This window comes from Bradyrhizobium sp. BRP23, assembly GCF_020194135.1.
Classification (GTDB): domain Bacteria; phylum Pseudomonadota; class Alphaproteobacteria; order Rhizobiales; family Xanthobacteraceae; genus Bradyrhizobium; species Bradyrhizobium yuanmingense.
This window is the reverse complement of record NZ_JADYVW010000011.1, coordinates 77,107-93,554: the sequence shown is the minus strand read 5'-3', so window position 1 is coordinate 93,554 and position 16,448 is coordinate 77,107. Positions and strand designations below refer to the sequence as shown.

12 protein-coding genes are annotated in these 16,448 nt (G+C 64.4%); 4 read left to right on the top strand and 8 right to left on the bottom strand.

From position 1 onward, the window contains the following. Positions 1-263: 263 nt before the first annotated feature. From I6F24_RS27170 to I6F24_RS27140, 7 genes are read right to left on the bottom strand one after another with little or no spacing between them, the layout of a single operon-like run. Positions 264-1,259, bottom strand: a complete 996-nt coding sequence (locus I6F24_RS27170) for an FAD:protein FMN transferase (RefSeq protein WP_225149686.1) — start codon at positions 1,257-1,259, stop codon at positions 264-266. Further along, on the bottom strand, positions 1,256-1,825 hold the full coding sequence (locus tag I6F24_RS27165) for a nitrous oxide reductase accessory protein NosL (protein WP_225140874.1): 570 nt from the start codon (positions 1,823-1,825) through the stop codon (positions 1,256-1,258). Before I6F24_RS27165 ends, I6F24_RS27170 begins: the two co-directional genes overlap by 4 nt. After that, complete coding sequence (locus tag I6F24_RS27160; protein WP_225140876.1) at positions 1,822-2,649, bottom strand: ABC transporter permease subunit; 828 nt, start codon at positions 2,647-2,649, stop codon at positions 1,822-1,824. Before I6F24_RS27160 ends, I6F24_RS27165 begins: the two co-directional genes overlap by 4 nt. After that, a complete protein-coding gene (locus I6F24_RS27155; RefSeq protein ID WP_225140878.1) occupies positions 2,646-3,563 on the bottom strand; it encodes an ABC transporter ATP-binding protein in 918 nt (305 codons plus the stop codon). Before I6F24_RS27155 ends, I6F24_RS27160 begins: the two co-directional genes overlap by 4 nt. Beyond that, positions 3,560-4,921 (bottom strand): nitrous oxide reductase family maturation protein NosD, encoded by a 1,362-nt coding sequence (locus tag I6F24_RS27150; protein WP_225149687.1) that lies wholly within the window; start codon positions 4,919-4,921, stop codon positions 3,560-3,562. The genes I6F24_RS27155 and I6F24_RS27150 overlap by 4 nt, the downstream gene beginning before the upstream one ends. A gap of 13 nt (positions 4,922-4,934) precedes the next feature. Continuing rightward, positions 4,935-6,881 carry a TAT-dependent nitrous-oxide reductase gene (gene nosZ, locus I6F24_RS27145; protein ID WP_128261662.1) on the bottom strand — a complete coding sequence of 649 codons (1,947 nt, stop codon included), beginning with the start codon at positions 6,879-6,881 and terminating at the stop codon, positions 4,935-4,937. Between the two features lie 22 nt (positions 6,882-6,903). Further along, entirely contained in the window at positions 6,904-9,198 is a 2,295-nt protein-coding gene (locus I6F24_RS27140) for a NosR/NirI family protein (protein ID WP_225149688.1), read from the bottom strand. Between the two features lie 199 nt (positions 9,199-9,397). Here I6F24_RS27140 and I6F24_RS27135 point away from each other — a divergent pair, with 199 nt between their 5' ends. From I6F24_RS27135 to I6F24_RS27120, 4 genes are all read left to right on the top strand, one after another. Continuing rightward, positions 9,398-10,276: a ferritin family protein gene (locus I6F24_RS27135; RefSeq protein ID WP_225140884.1), complete on the top strand. Its 879-nt coding sequence runs from the start codon at positions 9,398-9,400 to the stop codon at positions 10,274-10,276. A 479-nt stretch (positions 10,277-10,755) separates the two neighbouring features. Next, complete coding sequence (locus tag I6F24_RS27130) at positions 10,756-11,787, top strand: TRAP transporter substrate-binding protein (RefSeq protein ID WP_225137299.1); 1,032 nt, start codon at positions 10,756-10,758, stop codon at positions 11,785-11,787. Positions 11,788-11,817: 30 nt separating this feature from the next. Further along, on the top strand, positions 11,818-13,707 hold the full coding sequence (locus tag I6F24_RS27125; RefSeq protein WP_225149689.1) for a TRAP transporter large permease subunit: 1,890 nt from the start codon (positions 11,818-11,820) through the stop codon (positions 13,705-13,707). A 21-nt stretch (positions 13,708-13,728) separates the two neighbouring features. Next, on the top strand, positions 13,729-15,378 hold the full coding sequence (locus tag I6F24_RS27120; RefSeq protein WP_225149690.1) for an acyl-CoA synthetase: 1,650 nt from the start codon (positions 13,729-13,731) through the stop codon (positions 15,376-15,378). A 54-nt stretch (positions 15,379-15,432) separates the two neighbouring features. On the opposite strand, the gene I6F24_RS27115 is transcribed toward I6F24_RS27120, so the two are convergent. Next, positions 15,433-16,410, bottom strand: a complete 978-nt coding sequence (locus I6F24_RS27115) for a TRAP transporter substrate-binding protein (protein ID WP_225149691.1) — start codon at positions 16,408-16,410, stop codon at positions 15,433-15,435. Between the last annotated feature and the right edge of the window lie 38 nt (positions 16,411-16,448).

Here is a 16,448-nt window from a genome sequence, read left to right as displayed (position 1 = left end):
CTTCGCTGCGCGCTCCCAAAATGTGAAAATTACGGCTTCACTTCCTCAAACGTGCAATCTGGCTCGCAATGTTTCCAATGCGCTCATGGACTTAATGCAGGCCTTTCGGTCGCGAAGTTGGTCGTTGCGGCAGCTCGAGCCAGAGCGGATCAACTCTGCGGCTGCGGCTCTCCAGCTTTTATGAACTGGCCCACAATTCCGAACTTTCTTCGCGGTCGCAAACCGGGAAGTCGCCGGAAGGAAACGAGCGTCGTCGTTGGGTATTATGCCAATAATTCGACCGACTTGCCGGCCGCGTCGATCAAGTGCACGCGGTCGATATCGACACGCCGCAACAGCGATCGAATCTGGTCGTCCGGCATCAGGCTGAACGCCGTCGATAAGGCGTCCGCTGCAGTCGCGCTGCGGGAAACAGTGGTCACGCTGCGATAGCGGTGGGCGCAGCCGCCCGATCGGGGATCGAACAAATGGTTGAAGCGCGCCCCGGAATCGAACTGGCAACCGTAACCGCCTGAGGTGGAGACGGCGCGGTCGACGATCGGCAGCACCGTTTTGGTGTGGCCCGCGCTGTCCGGATCGGCGATACCGACGTCAAAGGGGCGTCCGTCCGGACGCGAGCCGACCGCCCGGGCCTCGCCCATGTCGACCAGGCTGTGCGAGATGCCGTGCGCCCGCAGCAGGTCGACCACCTTGTCCGTAACGTAGCCCTGCGCGATCCCGTTCAGGGTGACGGCCATGCCCTTGGGCATCACGATCCGGTCGCGGCTGACCGACAGCCGGCTGCTGTCGACGCGCGCCAGCGCAGCCTCGATCTCGGCTAGGCGAGGGCCGGCCGGATCGGCGTCAGCTCGCGCGAAATGGCGGGCATAGAGCTCCCACAGCGGCTGCACCGTGACGTCGAACAAACCGCCCGTCAGCGTGGCGTAGCGCTGCGAGGTTGAAAGCAGATCGACCATTTCGGCGGCCGGATCAACCAGGACACCCGTCCGGTTCAGCGCGACCAGGGCGGAATCGTCGAGATAGAGGCTGAACAGCCGTTCGAGCCGGCGCGCCTCGGCGCAGGCCAGCGCGATCAGCCGCTCGGCCCGGCGGCGGTCTTCGTCGTGAATCTCTAGCGCTGCGACCGCGCCCAGCATCGTGCCGCGCCAGGTGACCGGCGCGGCCTCTGCACAAACGGGACGTCCGACGGACAGCGCGCCGAGCCCCGCGGCAGCGGCGCTGATCCGGATGAAGCGTCGGCGGGACAGCATTGGCGTCATGGCGTCCTCCTCGCTCCGTCACCCGGCGCCCCTTCGGACGCTTCGTCCGGCGCCGCGCCGCCGGCATTCGCGGAAGCGAGGACGTAGTCCCGCGGCACCTCGTCGAAGCCGACGATCCTGCCGCCGTTCTCACTTGCGAATCTCTCGGCGGCGGCCCGGTCCGAGAACGGCACGGCCTCGTCGCCGCCCATGCCGCTCTTGACTCGGCTCTCGATCACGAACAGCGCCTTGCGCGCCTCGATCCAATTGTCGGCGCTAGGCTTGTCCCACTCGCGCGCTTTGCCCATGTCGGACACGTAGATCGCCAAAATGTCTTTGGGCTCGTCCGGCAGCATGGTGAAGGCGATCGCATCGCGCACCGACGAGAACCAGACGGGCTGGATCAAGCTCGCGGCGAAGATGTGACCCTTGGGTCCGGGATGCTCGAGCACGTTCATGCCGCAGTAGTGGCCGATGTCCTCCGCGGTCATCCGATGCGGCGGCGGGATATTGGCAGCCTGCTTGTCGTTGCAGCCCGCGAGCGCGAGCGGCAGCAGCAGGGCGAGCAGCAGCGTTCGGCGCCTCATAGCTCCCTCCGCGAGAAGGCGAGCGCGGCCAGGCCCAGCGGCAGCAGCGTCCAGCCGAGCAGGGAGGTCAGCAGGACCGGCACCGTCAGCGACGTGGTTTGGGCGAGGCCGGCCATGCCGGCGAACGTGCTGACATTGGCGAAGCCGGTCAGATTGATCAGCCGGTAGGCGTCGGTCGGGTTCGCCAGCAACATGACGTTGAGCGCGGCCGCAGAGATGCTGCGACCCTGGTCGAGCGCAAGTACGCCCAGCAGCGCCATGTCGTAGATGAGCACCAGCAGCAGCCACAATCCGATGCAAATGCCGGCAGCCGTTCCGCGATCACGCACGAGCGCGCTGACCAGATAGCCGATCGCCACAAACGCAGCTCCGAGCAGCACCGAGGAGCCGATCATGGCCACGAAGGCCACGAGACTGTCGCCATCGATACGGCCGCCCGTCGCCGCCAGCGCCGCCACGGCAAGTCCGTAGCCAAGGCAGGTCGCGAAGGCGAGAACGGCGAGATGGCCCAGGAACTTGCCGAACAGCACCTGCGACCTCGCCACCGGGTAGCTGAGCAACAACAGCATCGTCCCCCGCTCCATCTCGCCGACGATGGCGTCGTGGGACATCAGCAGCGCGATCAGCGGAACGAGAAAGATGGTCAGGCTCGACAGGCTAACGATGACAACGTCGAGCGTGCGCACGCCGACATTGCCGGTCGGCGCGCTGCCGAGAAACGTCAGCGACAGGGCAAGCCCGGCCAGCAGCAGCGTTGCCGCAAGCACCCAGCGATTGCGGATCGCCTGATGGATCTCCTTGGCTGCGATGATCAGGATATTCATGAGGCCTGCTCCGATCGTCGGAGAAAGTGAGCATAGAGCTCGTCGAGGCTCGGCGGGACCACGTCGACGTCCTCGACCGAATTGCCGGAGGCGGTGGCGCGATGCAGCAGCTCGATCTTCCGCTCCGGTGCGGCGTCGATCTCGACGAGGTGGCCGTTCAAGCGGCGGCAGGTCGTGTCGGTCGGCGCCCAGGCCGGCATCTCGTGCGGGGCCAGCCCGGAAACCTTGAGACGGATCCGGGTCGGCAGCCGGGCGAGGCGGCGCAGCTCGTCGATGGTGCCGTCCGCGACCTTGAGACCGCGGTTCATGATGATGACCCGCCCGGCGCGCTCCTCGAGCTCGGTGAGCGCGTGTGACGACAGCAGCACGGTCGCGCCCTCGGCTGCGAGCCGCGCGATGACATCGTAGAAGGTCTGGCGCAGTTCCGGATCAAGGCCGGTGGTCGGCTCGTCCAGCAGCAGCACGCGCGGTCGACCCAGCAGCGCCTGCGCGAGCCCGAGCCGCTGGCGCATGCCCTTCGAATAGGTGCCGACCCGCCGGCAGCTGGCGGCGCCCAGGCCGACGACATCGAGCAGCTCCATAGCCCTTGCGACCGGCGCCCGCTTCAGCCGTGCGTAGAAAGCCTGCATCTCGCGGCCGGTGAGGGCGGCGTCGAAGGAGACATTTTCAGGCAGATAGCCGAGCTGCTGACGTCCGGCGAACTCGCCAGCCGCGGGATTGTCCCCGAGAACCTCGATGGAGCCGCTGGTCGGCCGGATCAGCCCGAGCATGAGCTTCATGAGCGTGGTCTTGCCGGCGCCGTTGTGGCCGATCAGCGCCACGAGCTCGCCGTCGCCGAGCTCGAATGAGGCGCCGCGGACGGCTTTGACGCTGCCGTAGTCTTTGGTGACGTCGCAGAGCCGCACCGTCTTCATCGTCGCGCCTCCTCGGCGACGCGACGCCCGGGCGGAGATATCAGGGGATGACTGTCGACGACGCCGCCAGGCAGCAGCGCGGGAAATTGCGCCTGCGCCCAGCGGATCACCTGCACTGCGGGGCTGTTGATCAGGACCTTCGCGGCCGGCGCGGTCCACAGCACGCGATCGACGAGGTCGTTCGGCCGATACGCCGTATCGGCGATACCATCTCCGTTCAGGTCGAAAGCCGGATTGTCGCTCCAGTAATTGCCGCGCCCGCCGATCGACCAGTCGAGATGCCGGGTGCCGACATATTTCACCTGGTTGGCGTTGCTGACGAAGGAGTTGCCCGTGATCTCGTTGCCTTCGGAGCCGGCCGTGAAGTGCACGCCGATCGCGCAGCGCTCGAACCAGTTGTTGCGGAACTTGTTGTGGTTGGTGTTGTAGATGAACACGCACTTTTCCGGGCCGGTCTTGAGAGAGCTCTCCCGCTTCTGCTGCGGGAGCATGCCTCGCTCCTCGGCCGGCCCGTCCTCCGGCTTCTGCATCGTCGGGTTCAGCTGGCCGCCGGTGACCCGGTTGCCTTCGATCACGGCGTAGTTTGCGTAGTTGAAGAGAAGTCCATAGTCGCGATCGCGATCGGAGCTGTTGCCGCGGATCACCAGACGGTTCGAGTACATGATGGCGTAACCGACGTGGTTGCCGATCGACACGTTGCCGCTGATTTCGCTGTCGTTGGTGTACATGTAGTGGACCGCGAAGCGAACCTGCTCGAAGCGGTTGTCGATGAAGCGGTCCTTGCTGCTGGAGATCGAGAAGATGCCGTCGCGGCCATAGCGGAACGTATTGTTGGCGATGGTGACATCGGGCGCGTTCCACAGCGAGACTCCATTGCCGGCCTCGCTGAGACGCCCGCCGCGCAGTCCCTCGATCTCGTTGCGCGCCACCCGCGAGCCCCTGGCGCCATGCACATAGACACCGAACAGGTTTTCCACCAGCCGGTTGTCCTCGATCCTCGCGCGCTCGGCCGTCTTCTGCAGGAAGATCCCGGAATTCATCGCCTGCAAGTCGCGGCCGGACCCGCGAATGGTCAAGCCGCGAATGGTCACATCGGCCGCGCTGACGGTAATGACGTTGCCGGAACCATCGCCATCGAGCACAGCGTCCCGACTCCCGACCAGCTGCAAGGGGCGGTCGATCCGGATCGGACCATGATATTCGCCCGGCGCAAGCTCGACGACGTCGCCGGCGCGCGCATGATCCAGCACGGCTTGCAGCGGCTGGCCGGGTGCAGCCGTCAAGGTCTCCGCTTCGGCGAAGCCGGATAATCCGGCGGCGGCCAGCGCCGCCGGAAACATGCGTAACAGAAGTCGCACGAAGTCACTCCGATCAGACCGATTTCGGTTCGACGAACATCCTGCCCTTCATCTCCATATGCATGGCGTGGCAGAACCAGGAGCAATAATACCAGTAGACGCCTGGCTTGTCGGCCGTGAAGGTCACCGACGCGGTGGCCATCGGCCCGATCTCCATGTTGATGCCGTAGTTGACGATGCAGAACCCGTGCGTCAGGTCTTCGACCGCGTCGATGTTGGTGACGAAGACGGTCACTTCGTCACCTTGCTTGACCTGGAACTGATCGAGTCCGTAGGCCGGCGCGGTCGAAGTCATATAGACCCGCACCTTGTTGCCGTCGCGGATCACCTTGGAATCCGCCTCGAGGTTGATGCCGTCGGCCTTGGCCTGCTTGACCGCATCCGCAAAGATCGGATCCGCGCGGTCATAGATCGAGACGGGGTTGATCTTGGAGCGGTGGACGATGGTCGCGTCATGCGGCTCGGCGAAGCTCGGGCCGTCATGCACGAGCTTCATCTGATCGCCCGAGATGTCGATCAGCTGATCGTTCTCCGGCTTGAGCGGGCCGACGTTCAGGAAGCGGTCCTTCGAGAACTTGTTCAGCGAGATGAGCCATTTTCCATCCGCCTCCTTGGTCTGGCCCATCGAGGTGTGGTTGTGGCCCGGCTGATAGTGCACGTCGAGCTTCTGGAGGATGGGATTGACCTTCTCGCCCTTGAAGGCGCGCTTGGCGAGGTCGATGTTCCACTTGCAGACCTGGCTGTCGAGGAAAAGGGTGGTGTAGGCGTTGCCCTTGCCGTCATAGGCCGTGTGCAGCGGGCCGAGGCCAAGCTCCGGTTCTGCAACGACAACGTCGCGCGGCTTGATCTTGTCATCGAACAGGTCGTCGAATTTGCGGACGTCCATCACAGTCACGGTGGGCGAGAGCTTTCCGGCCGCCACGATGTGGATGCCGTCCGGAGCGGTGTTCATGCCATGCGGATTGTTCGAGACCGGAACGTAGCGGGTGTAGGCCGAACCCTTGCGGCCGTCGATCACGGGCACGCCGTTCATCTCCTTGAAGTCGCCCTTCTTCACGGCCTCTTCGATCCGCTTGATGTTGAAGATGACGACCCAGTCCTGTTCGCTGGCGGTCATTTCCGCGAGAGTGACGCCTTCCTCACCGTTGTAGCAGGTCGCAAAGCAGTACTTGCCCTGGTAATCGGCATCGACATTGTCGAGGTTGCCGCTGACGATCACCTGCCAGGCTACCTTCATCGTGTCGCCGTCGATCGCACTGAAGATCGAGCGATACTGCTTGGGATCGTCCAGGATCTTGCCGTCATTGGGCAGCGGCACGCCATCCTCGCCGTTGGCGAAGACATAGCCCGTGCGCGGATATTTCTGCAGGCGGAGGCCGTGAACGGTGTGCTGGTTCGGCAGTTCGATGATCTTGTCGCACTTCATGATGTCGAGCCGCACCCGCGCGACGCGGCTATTGGCCTTGTCGTTCATGAAGGCATAGCGACCGTCATAGGTGCCGTCCGTGAACGAAATGTGCGGGTGGTGGAGGTCGCCGTTCAGGTAGGTGCCGCCGCGGTTCTTCAGGAACTCGCGGGTCGCAGGTTGCATCCCCTCGGTCAGAACCTTGATGCTTTCGTTGGTCTGCCCCCAGCCGGTCGCGCTGCAGCGATTGAAAACCGGAACGCGCATCAATTCGCGCATCGAGGGAAGGCCGACGACCCGCATCTCTCCGGACTGGCCGCTGGAGAAGAACACGTAATATTCGTCGAGCTCGCCGGGCGCGACCTCGGTCTTGTGAACGGCCGGCCGGGCTGCCGGTGCTTTCGGCGCGGCATTCTTGGTCTGCGCGTCCGCAGGCGCGACGAATCCGCCGTCCTTCAGCATCACTCCGCCGGCAAGGCCCACGCCCGCTGCGGCCGCCGTCGTTCCGAGCACGGTTCGTCGGCTGACGCCCTTGGTTTTTTCGTTTTCACTCATGATTGCCTCCTCGGCTTCGGGTTCAGTTTGGGGGTGGAGAGAGGACTGCCGATGCGGCAACGGGCTTGCCACCGGCGGTAATGACGGTCGCGGGACCCTTGCCGCCGGAGCGCATCGAGGGCGACGACATCGCCGCGAACTTCTCGCGCTTGAGCCGCACCTGGATCATGTGCGGGCAGCGGTGGTCGTCGTAATAGAGTTCCTGACAATGCATGCAGTAGATGCATTCGTTGACGTTGATGTGCCCCTCGGGATGGATCGACTGCACCGGGCATTCCTTGGCGCAGCGCTGACACGGCGAGCCGCATTCTTCCCAGCGGCGCAGCCATTCGAACGTCCGCATGCGCCCGGGAATCGCGAGCGCCGCGCCGAGCGGACAGAGGTAGCGACAGAAGAAGCGCTCGATGAAGAGGCCGATGACGAGCAGGGCGACTGCATAGGCCACGAACGGCCAGCTTCGTGAGAATTTCAGGATGATCGCGGTCTTGAACGGCTCGACCTCGGCAAATCGCTCGGCCATCTCGACGGAGTAGAGCGACAGCCCGAACAGTCCGAGAAAGATGATGTACTTGATCGGCCATAGCCGTTCATGCAGTCCCCACGGCACCGTTATTTGCGGCACCTTCAGCCATTTCGCAGCCGTGTTGGTGAGCTCCTGCAGTGCGCCAAAGGGACACAGCCAACCGCAGAACGGTCCGCGCCCCCAGAACAGGAGCCCGCCGGCCGTCGCCGCCCATAGAATGAAGATCAGCGGCGCGGCGAGGAAGAATTCCCAGTGGAAGCCGGTCACCAGCGCGTTGGTGAAGGTGACGACGTTGACGACGGAGAGCTGCGCGTTGGCGTACCAGCCGAGCCAGACCAGAACGAAGGCGAGATAGCCCCGCCGCACCCAGGTGTAGAGCACCGGGCGGCGCACCAAGAGGTTTTGGAAGAAGAAGACGCCGGTGAGGGCGGCCAGCATGAAGGCGGTGATGGCGATCGAGACCGTGCTCGATCGCCAGATCCGCATCCAGAGTGGCTCGTCCGCCTCCGCCGGCGGGGCGGCCGCGACGGCTGCCTGCGAGGGCGGAGGCGCTGCGCTCTCTGGCACGGTCACGGCCCGCTGCTCGCGGCGTATGTAGCTATCGGGCAGGATGTAGTTGACGTCGAAGGTCAGCAACGCCTTGTCGCGGCCGCCGAGGCTGCGCTGCACCAGGAGCTGAAGCTGCCACGGCTGCGTTGGATCCAGCGTGAACTCGGGAGGCGTGACGAACAGCGCGACTTCCCTGAACTCCGGCGCGCCGACCGCGTCCAGCGCACCAAGGCGGGTATGGTTCCGGTCGCGGAAGCGGGTGCTGTTGCCTTCCTGCAGGATTTCGATCCGATCGAAGATACCACCGCGCACATAGGCCGAGCCCTTGAAGGAGTAGGGGCCGTTGCCGGCGACGATGATCGCCTGCTGTCCGGGCTTAAGGCCCTCCTTCAAGCGTCGATAGCCATCCTCGCCAAGGAGGCTGCGGCCGATCGTGGGCGCACTCGCGAGGGCGACGTAAAGATCGATGAAGGTGTCGTTCGCGTCACCCGGTTCGGGATATTGAGTCGCCGCCGCGCTGCCGGATTTTGCAAAGGCGTCGTTGATGTCGCCGATCCCGAGATGAAGCCGGCGGATCGAACCGTCGCCGACGAGGCTCTCCCAGTCGCGGAGTTCGCTGTGTTCGAGATCCAGCGTCTTGATGGCGGGGGGCAGGGCAGCTGAAACCGCCGCGCCGTTGCCGCCGCCAACACGGCCGCTTCGGATCAGCTTGGACGCCGCACGAACGATGCTGTCGCCCATCACCAGCACGGTGACGGTTGCGCCGCTGACGATGTCGACCTGCGGTGGCCTCTCGGCACCACTTGCGACCGGCTTCATGTCCTTGCCGATCAGCGCGTTCACGGCAGCGATGATGCGCGCCTCGGGAATGCCGACCAGCACGATCGGCTCCTTGTGATCGAGGAGCTTGATGCCGGTGATGACGCCGTTGGGGTCGATTCCAGCCAGCAAGTGAATCGGTTTGCCGGAGTAGCCGACGGTGTTGGCGAAGTCGGAGTTCAGGAACACGAAACCTTGGAGCTGGTCACCACGATAGACGGGCACGATGGGCGGATCGCCCTGCGGAGGTCCGAAGCGCTCGGCGCTTGGGAAGAAGTCAGCAGGCGATGTTTTGGAAAGATAACCCGCAAGATTTCCTGCGGCGCATGCGGGTTCGAGCCACAGCGTTGCACAGATCGCAAAGAGGACGGCGAGCAACGGGCCGCCGAGCCAATCGTTTGCGGTTGCGGAACAACTCCGGGCCATGAGCACCACAGGTGGAACAGCCGCCCCAAACGAGGACAGCTTTTCATTCGATTTCGAAAGTTTGATGTCCCGGGATCGCCGCTGACGCCGGGTTGGCAGGCTCATTGCCTGAGCCGAATTGACTCGCGTCAATACAGCCTTGTTAGTATCCGGACACGATGCCTCATTGCGCTGGATCAAACAGCGAAGGAATTCGGCAATGCCTCTGCTTCGAAAGGCTCTCCTGGGAGCCGAGCCGACCGGTACCTTGCAGTCGCTTGATGAGCTGTTCGCGCTCGCGCATGCCATGGAACAGGAGGCCGCGAACAGGTACAGCGGATTTGCCGATGAGATGCGTCGGCAGACCAAGAACGACTTGGCGGCGGTATTCACCCAACTCGCAGCCGCGGAACGCGAGCACGTCGACAGCGTCGCACGATGGTCGCAATCGCGCTGCGGCAAGGATCCGGATCCTGCGCTGGTGCGCTGGGAAGCGCCCGAGACCTTCGATGCAGAGACCGCCGCTGAGGTGAACACCTCCCGGCTTTTGACGCCGTACCGCGCGTTAGCGATGGCAGTGCGCAATGAGGAACGGGCCTTCGCGTTCTGGTCCTACCTGGCGGCCTATTCCCGGGATCCTGAAGTCAAGAAGGCGTCCGAGGCCATGGCAAGGGAGGAACTCGGCCATGTCGCCGCGCTGCGGAAGGAGAGGCGGCGCGCATATCGCCACGAACACGAACGGAGCCGTGCCGAGACGTCGGCGGAGCCTCGACCGCCGCATATCGACGCGCAGCGGCTCGAGCTCCGCCTGGCCGCGCAACTTGCCGAGATGGAACCACGCCTGGGCGGGCCAGCGGCGGTCCGGATAAGGGGCATTCGCCAACAGGCAATCGAGATGGCCGACGCCGCCGTGGGTGCGGGAAGCTTTCCGGCGCCCTTGGAGCGCAAAGGCCCATTGGAGGTCGCCGAAGCGCTCGTCGACGGCTACCTCGAAGGCGCCGAACGGGCGACCGATGCGGCCCACCTCGAACGCCTGCAGCGACTGGCAGAGCAAGCGATCTCGAGATTGGCTTGGCTCCGATCGCTGTCGGCGGCGTAACGCGCTTGCGGCAATCGTGGCTATGGGTGCCCTCGATCGCATGGCGGCTTGTCCGAAGGACAGTGGCCGGCAGGCCGTCGAAAGCGTCCCAGACGGAATCTCAGGGTGGGCCTCGATGCGATGCGAGCGGTCGGATGCCGTCGCCAGAGCAAAATCCACAATTCGCATAAGGTATATTATGGAATATATTTATGTACAATGAAATCAATCATTTGGGCGGAATTGCTGACATCCGACCTTCGCCAAAGCCCGTATCTCCGTCTGCGCGTCGGCCGTCGTCTTAGCTCTTGACGTCTACTGTGCATGGGGTTGTTTTTCAGATTTTGAAACGGGTCGAGGTCTGCGAAAGCCGATATTGCCGTGACCTTGTCCGGCTGCAATAAGCGAGGCATCCGCGAGATCGCAGATGACCCTAAGGCCGACCGCCCGTATAGGTTTGCATCTCAGAACAACAACAAACCTTCCGAGGAAGCAGACCCATGGTCCTTTCCACGCGCTATTCCCGACGCACGCTTCTCAAGGCTTCCGCCGCGACCGCGGTCCTGGGCGGCCTCGGTGCGCCCCATGTGGCCCGCGCCCAGAGCGCCGAGTTCACCTACAAGTACGCCAATAACCTGCCCGACACCCATCCGCTCAACGTCCGTGCCAAGGAGATGGCGGCGGCGATCAAGACCGAGACAGGCGGCAAGTTCGACCTGCAAATCTTCCCGAACAATCAGCTCGGCTCCGACACCGACATGCTGAGCCAGATCCGCTCCGGCGGCGTCGAGTTCTTCACGCTGTCCGGCCTGATCCTGTCGACCCTGGTGCCGGCGGCGTCCATCAACGGCATCGGCTTCGCGTTCCCGGACTACGACACGGTCTGGAAGGCCATGGACGGCGATCTCGGCGCCCATGTCCGCGGCGAGATCAAGAAGGCCGGCCTCGAGGTCATGGACAAGATCTGGGACAACGGCTTCCGCCAGACCACGTCGTCGACCAGGCCGATCGCCGGGCCTGACGATCTCAAGGGCTTCAAGATCCGCGTGCCGGTGTCGCCGCTGTGGACCTCGATGTTCAAGGCGTTCGATGCCGCGCCCGCCTCGATCAATTTCAGCGAGGTTTATTCCGCACTCCAGACCAAGATCGTCGAGGGCCAGGAGAACCCGCTGGCCATCATCTCGACCGGCAAGCTCTACGAGGTGCAGAAGTACTGCTCGCTGACCAACCACATGTGGGACGGCTTCTGGTTCCTGGCCAACCGCAGAGCCTGGGAAAAGCTGCCGCAGGACGTGCGCACCATCGTCGCCAGGAACATCAATGCCGCCGCCGTTAGGGAGCGTGAGGATACCGCCAAGCTGAACGCCAACCTGCAGCAGGAGCTCGCGGGCAAGGGCCTGACCTTCAACCAACCGCCTATCGCGCCGTTCCGCGACAAGCTGCGCTCCGCCGGCTTCTATGCCGAATGGAAGGGCAAATATGGCGATCAGGCCTGGGAGCTTCTGGAGAAGGCCGTCGGCAAGCTGTCGTAGCACGTTGGGGCCGTCGAGGTCGGTATCAGGATGGCTCATGTCGAGATCGAGATGACCGAAGCTGTGGGCGAGGTGACGTTGCAGTCCCCTCGCCGACCTTCGCTGCTGGCCTCAGTCGAGCGCGTGCTCGGCCTCGTCGTCGAAATCCCCACGGCGATCCTGGTGGTCGCCGAGATCGTGATCCTGTTTGCCGGGGTGGTCGCACGCTATGGCCTGCACCGGCCGCTGATCTGGTCGGACGAGCTCGCCTCGATCCTGTTCCTGTGGCTCGCCATGCTGGGAGCGGCGGTCGCGTTCCGCCGCTCCGAGCACATGCGCATGACGGCGGTCGTCGCCAGCGCCAGGCCGGCGATGCGGGCCTATCTCGATCTGGTCGCGACCTCCGCGGCCCTGGCGTTCCTGATCCTGATTGTGTGGCCGGCCTGCGACTACGCCTATGAAGAAAGCTACATCACGACGCCGGCGCTGCAGATCTCCAACATGTGGCGCGCCGCTGCGCTGCCGGCCGGCATCGGCCTGATGGCGGCCTTCGCCTTGCTGCGGCTCGTGCGCGCGGCCGACTACCGCATGGTTGCGGCCGCCGTGCTGTCGGTTGCGGTCGTGATCGGCCTGTTCTGGCTGGCCGAGCCATTGCTGCGGCCGCTCGGCAATCTCAACCTCGTCATCTTCTTCGTCGGCGTCGCCGGCTTCTGCGTCTTTGCCGGGGTTCCCATTGCGTTCGGCTTTGGTCTTGCGATCTACGGCTATCTCGCGCTGACCACGCGCACGCCGGTCATGGTGCTGGTCGGGCGGATGGACGAGGGCATGAGCCACCTCATCCTGCTTTCCGTGCCGCTGTTCGTGTTCTTAGGGTTGCTGATCGAGATGACCGGCATGGCGCGGGCCATGGTGGCGTTCCTGGCAAGCCTGCTCGGCCATATCAGGGGCGGCCTGCATTACGTGCTGGTCGGCGCGATGTACCTCGTCTCCGGCATCTCTGGCGCCAAGGCGGCCGACATGGCGGCAGTCGCGCCCGTGCTGTTCCCGGAGATGAAAGAGCGCGGCGCCAAGCCCGGCGATCTCGTCGCGCTGCTGGCGGCCACCGGCGCCCAGACCGAGACCATCCCGCCCAGCCTCGTGCTGATCACGATCGGCTCAGTCACGGGCGTCTCGATCGCCGCCCTCTTCACCGGCGGCCTCCTGCCCGGCGTCGTGCTCGCCGTCACGCTCTGCATGCTGGTGTGGTGGCGCTACCGCCACGAGGACATGAGCCACGTCCGCCGCGCGACGGCATCCGAGATCGGCAAGACCTTCGTCGTCGCCCTGCCCGCGCTCGCGCTGCCTTTCGTGATCCGCTATGCCGTGGTCGAGGGCATCGCGACCGCGACCGAAGTCTCCACCATCGGCATCGTCTATGGCGCCCTCGTCGGCCTTCTGATCTACCGCCGCTTCGACTGGCGACGGCTGTTTCCGATGCTCGTCGAGACCGCCGCGCTGTCGGGTGCGATCCTCCTGATCATCGGCACCGCAACCGGCATGGCCTGGGGCCTGACCCAATCCGGCTTCTCGCGCTCGCTGGCTGCGGCCATGACGGGATTGCCGGGCGGGGCTGCGACCTTCATCGCCGTGTCGATCCTGGCCTTCACCATCCTCGGCAGCGTGCTGGAGGGTATCCCGGCGATCGTGCTGTTCGGACCGCTGCTGTTTCCGATCGCCCGCGCCGTCGGCGTGCACGAGGTGCACTACGCCATGGTGATCATTCTCGCCATGGGTATCGGGCTATTCGCCCCGCCCTTCGGCGTCGGCTATTATGCCGCCTGCGCCATCGGGCGCGTCGATCCGGCCGAAGGCATCAGGCCGATCTGGGGCTATCTGCTGGCGCTGCTGGTGGGATTGATCATCGTCGCGATCTTCCCCTGGATCTCGATCGGATTTCTTTGATGCGGTTTAAGGAGGGTGTCGATGAGCGAGCGACAGAATCCGTACAATATCGGCCTCGACAAGACGCAAGCCAACTATGTGCCGCTGAGCCCGCTGAGCTTCCTCGCGCGCAGCGCCGCGGTCTATCCCGATCACGTCAGCACGGTCTATGAAGGCCGCAGCTTCACCTGGGCTCAGACCTATGAGCGCTGCCGGCGGTTCGCCTCGTGGCTTTCGAGCAAGGGCATCGGCGTCGGCGACACCGTCGCGGCGATGCTGCCGAACATTCCCGCGATGAACGAGGCGCACTTCGCGGTGCCCATGACCGGCGCCGTGCTCAACGCGCTCAACATCCGCCTCGATGCGCCTTCGATCGCGTTCCAGCTCGATCATGGCGGCGCGAAAATCATCCTGGTCGATCCAGAGTTTTCAGGCGTCATCACTGCGGCCCTGGCGCAGATGACCGGCCCCAAGCCGCTGGTGGTCGACGTCGACGATGCATCGTTCAAGGGCGGCACCCGCATCGGCGAGATCGAATACGAGGCAGCCGTCGCCGAAGGCGATCCAAGCTTCGCGCCGATCACGCCGAGCGATGAATGGGACGGGATTGCGCTCAGCTACACCTCGGGCACGACGGGCAATCCCAAGGGCGTCGTCACCCATCATCGCGGCGCCTATCTGAACGCCGTCAGCAACATCCTCGCCGGCAATCTCGGCCAGCATCCGGTCTATCTCTGGACGCTGCCGATGTTCCACTGCAACGGCTGGTGCTTTCCCTGGACCATTGCGGCGGCCGCCGGCATCAATGTCTGCCTGCGCAAGGTCGAGCCGACCAGGATCTTCGAGCTGATCAAGCAACACGGCGTCACCCATATGTGCGGCGCGCCGATCGTCTACAACACGCTGATCAACGCGCCCGATGCACCAAAGGGCGATGCGGCCCGCCGCGTCGTCGGCCTGATCGCGGGCGCAGCGCCGCCGGTCGCGGTGCTGGAAGGCGCCGAAAGCATCGGCATCAAGCTGACGCATGTTTACGGCCTGACCGAGGTCTACGGCCCCGCCTCCGTCTGCGCCGAGCAGCCGGGCTGGGATGACCTGCCCGCCGCCGAGCGCGCGCGCATGAAGCGCCGGCAGGGCGTGCCCTACCCGCTGCAGGAAAGCGTCACCGTGATCAACCCGCAAACGATGCAGCAGGTGCCGCGCGACGGCGAGACCATCGGCGAGGTCATGTTCCGCGGCAACATCGTGATGAAGGGCTACCTGAAGAACGAGAAGGCGACCAGGGAAGCTTTCGAAGGCGGCTGGTTCCACACCGGCGATCTCGGCGTGCTCGACGAGCACGGCTACGTCATCATCAAGGATCGCTCCAAGGACATCATCATCTCCGGCGGCGAGAACATTTCCTCGGTCGAGGTCGAGGACATCCTCTACAAGCACCCGGCCGTGCTGTTCGCGGCCGTGGTGGCAAAGCCCGATCCGAAATGGGGTGAAGTGCCCTGCGCCTTCGTCGAACTGAAAGAGGGCGCCAGTGCCAGCGAGGCGGATATCATCGCCTTCTGCCGCAGCCAGATGTCCGGCTTCAAGACGCCGAAGGCGGTCGTGTTCGGGCCGATCCCGAAGACGTCCACGGGCAAGATCCAAAAGTTCCTGCTGCGCAACGAAGTCGGCTCGGTGAAGGCGATCTCGGCCTGACCAGCGGCCAAAGAAGCTTCCGCCCGCCTGCGGCGGGCGGAAGCTCTCTCATCCTCACATCTTCTTGTAGGCGTCGAGCACCGCCTGACCGTCGGCCCCTGCCTTCTTAAGCCAGTCGGCCGTGAGCTGGTCGCCGATCTTCTGGAAGCCGGCCTTCAGTGCCGGGCTCGGCGGCTCGACAGTCATGCCTTTGGCCTTGAGCTGACCGAGGTACCAATTGGCCTTCTCTTCCCAAGCCTTCCAGCCGCGCGTCTCCGCGGTGGCGGCGGCCTTCAGGATGGCCTCCTGGGTCGGCTTGTCGAGCGCCTCGAACGCAGCCTTGTTGACGAAAGTGTAGTTCTTCGGAATCCAGGCCTGCACGTCATAGAAGTATTTGAGCGACTCCCACGCCTTCGAATCGTAGCCGGTGCCGCCCGACGACATGAAGGAGTTCACCACGCCGGTCGCCAACGCCTGTGGCAGTTCCGCAGCCTGGATCGTGACCGATTGCGCGCCGACCAGTTCGCCGATCCGCGCGGTCCCGACATTGTAGGCGCGCCACTTCAGACCCTTCATGTCCTCGATCGTGGCCAGCGGCTTGTTGACGTAGACGCCCTGCGGTGCCCACGGCACCACGAACAGCAGCTTGAGACCTTGCGCGTCGAGCTTCTTGGCGATCGCAGGCTTGGAGGCCTGATACAGCTTCGTCGCCTCGGGGAAGCTGGTCGCGAGGAACGGCACGACGTCGACGCCGAAGATCGGGTCTTCGTTCTCGTGGATCGACAGCAGCACCTCACCCATCTGCGCCTGCCCGGTCACCACGGCGCGCTTGATGTCGGGCGCCTTGAACAGCGAGGCGCCCGGATGAACCGTGATCTGGAGCTTGCCCGAGGTGGCGGCTTCGACGTCCTTGGCGAACGCGACCAGGTTTTCGGAGTGCGGATTGTCCGCAGGATACGCTGCCGGCAGGTTCCATTTGCTCTGAGCCGAGGCAGGTGTCGCGGCCAGCACAACGCCGGCAATCAAGGATGCGTGGAATAAACGAGACATCATCGGACTTCTCCTCACAGTCGATCTAGAGAACGGGTACG

Coding starts and splice junctions, on each gene's coding strand:
- I6F24_RS27130 (WP_225137299.1), top strand. CDS start 10,756: ATGGTCCTTTCCACGCGCTATTCCCGACGCACGCTTCTCAAGGCTTCC.
- I6F24_RS27170 (WP_225149686.1), bottom strand. CDS start 1,259: ATGACGCCAATGCTGTCCCGCCGACGCTTCATCCGGATCAGCGCCGCT.
- I6F24_RS27125 (WP_225149689.1), top strand. CDS start 11,818: ATGGCTCATGTCGAGATCGAGATGACCGAAGCTGTGGGCGAGGTGACG.
- I6F24_RS27120 (WP_225149690.1), top strand. CDS start 13,729: ATGAGCGAGCGACAGAATCCGTACAATATCGGCCTCGACAAGACGCAA.
- I6F24_RS27155 (WP_225140878.1), bottom strand. CDS start 3,563: ATGAAGACGGTGCGGCTCTGCGACGTCACCAAAGACTACGGCAGCGTC.
- I6F24_RS27115 (WP_225149691.1), bottom strand. CDS start 16,410: ATGATGTCTCGTTTATTCCACGCATCCTTGATTGCCGGCGTTGTGCTG.
- I6F24_RS27165 (WP_225140874.1), bottom strand. CDS start 1,825: ATGAGGCGCCGAACGCTGCTGCTCGCCCTGCTGCTGCCGCTCGCGCTC.
- I6F24_RS27140 (WP_225149688.1), bottom strand. CDS start 9,198: ATGGCCCGGAGTTGTTCCGCAACCGCAAACGATTGGCTCGGCGGCCCG.
- nosZ (WP_128261662.1), bottom strand. CDS start 6,881: ATGAGTGAAAACGAAAAAACCAAGGGCGTCAGCCGACGAACCGTGCTC.
- I6F24_RS27160 (WP_225140876.1), bottom strand. CDS start 2,649: ATGAATATCCTGATCATCGCAGCCAAGGAGATCCATCAGGCGATCCGC.
- I6F24_RS27135 (WP_225140884.1), top strand. CDS start 9,398: ATGCCTCTGCTTCGAAAGGCTCTCCTGGGAGCCGAGCCGACCGGTACC.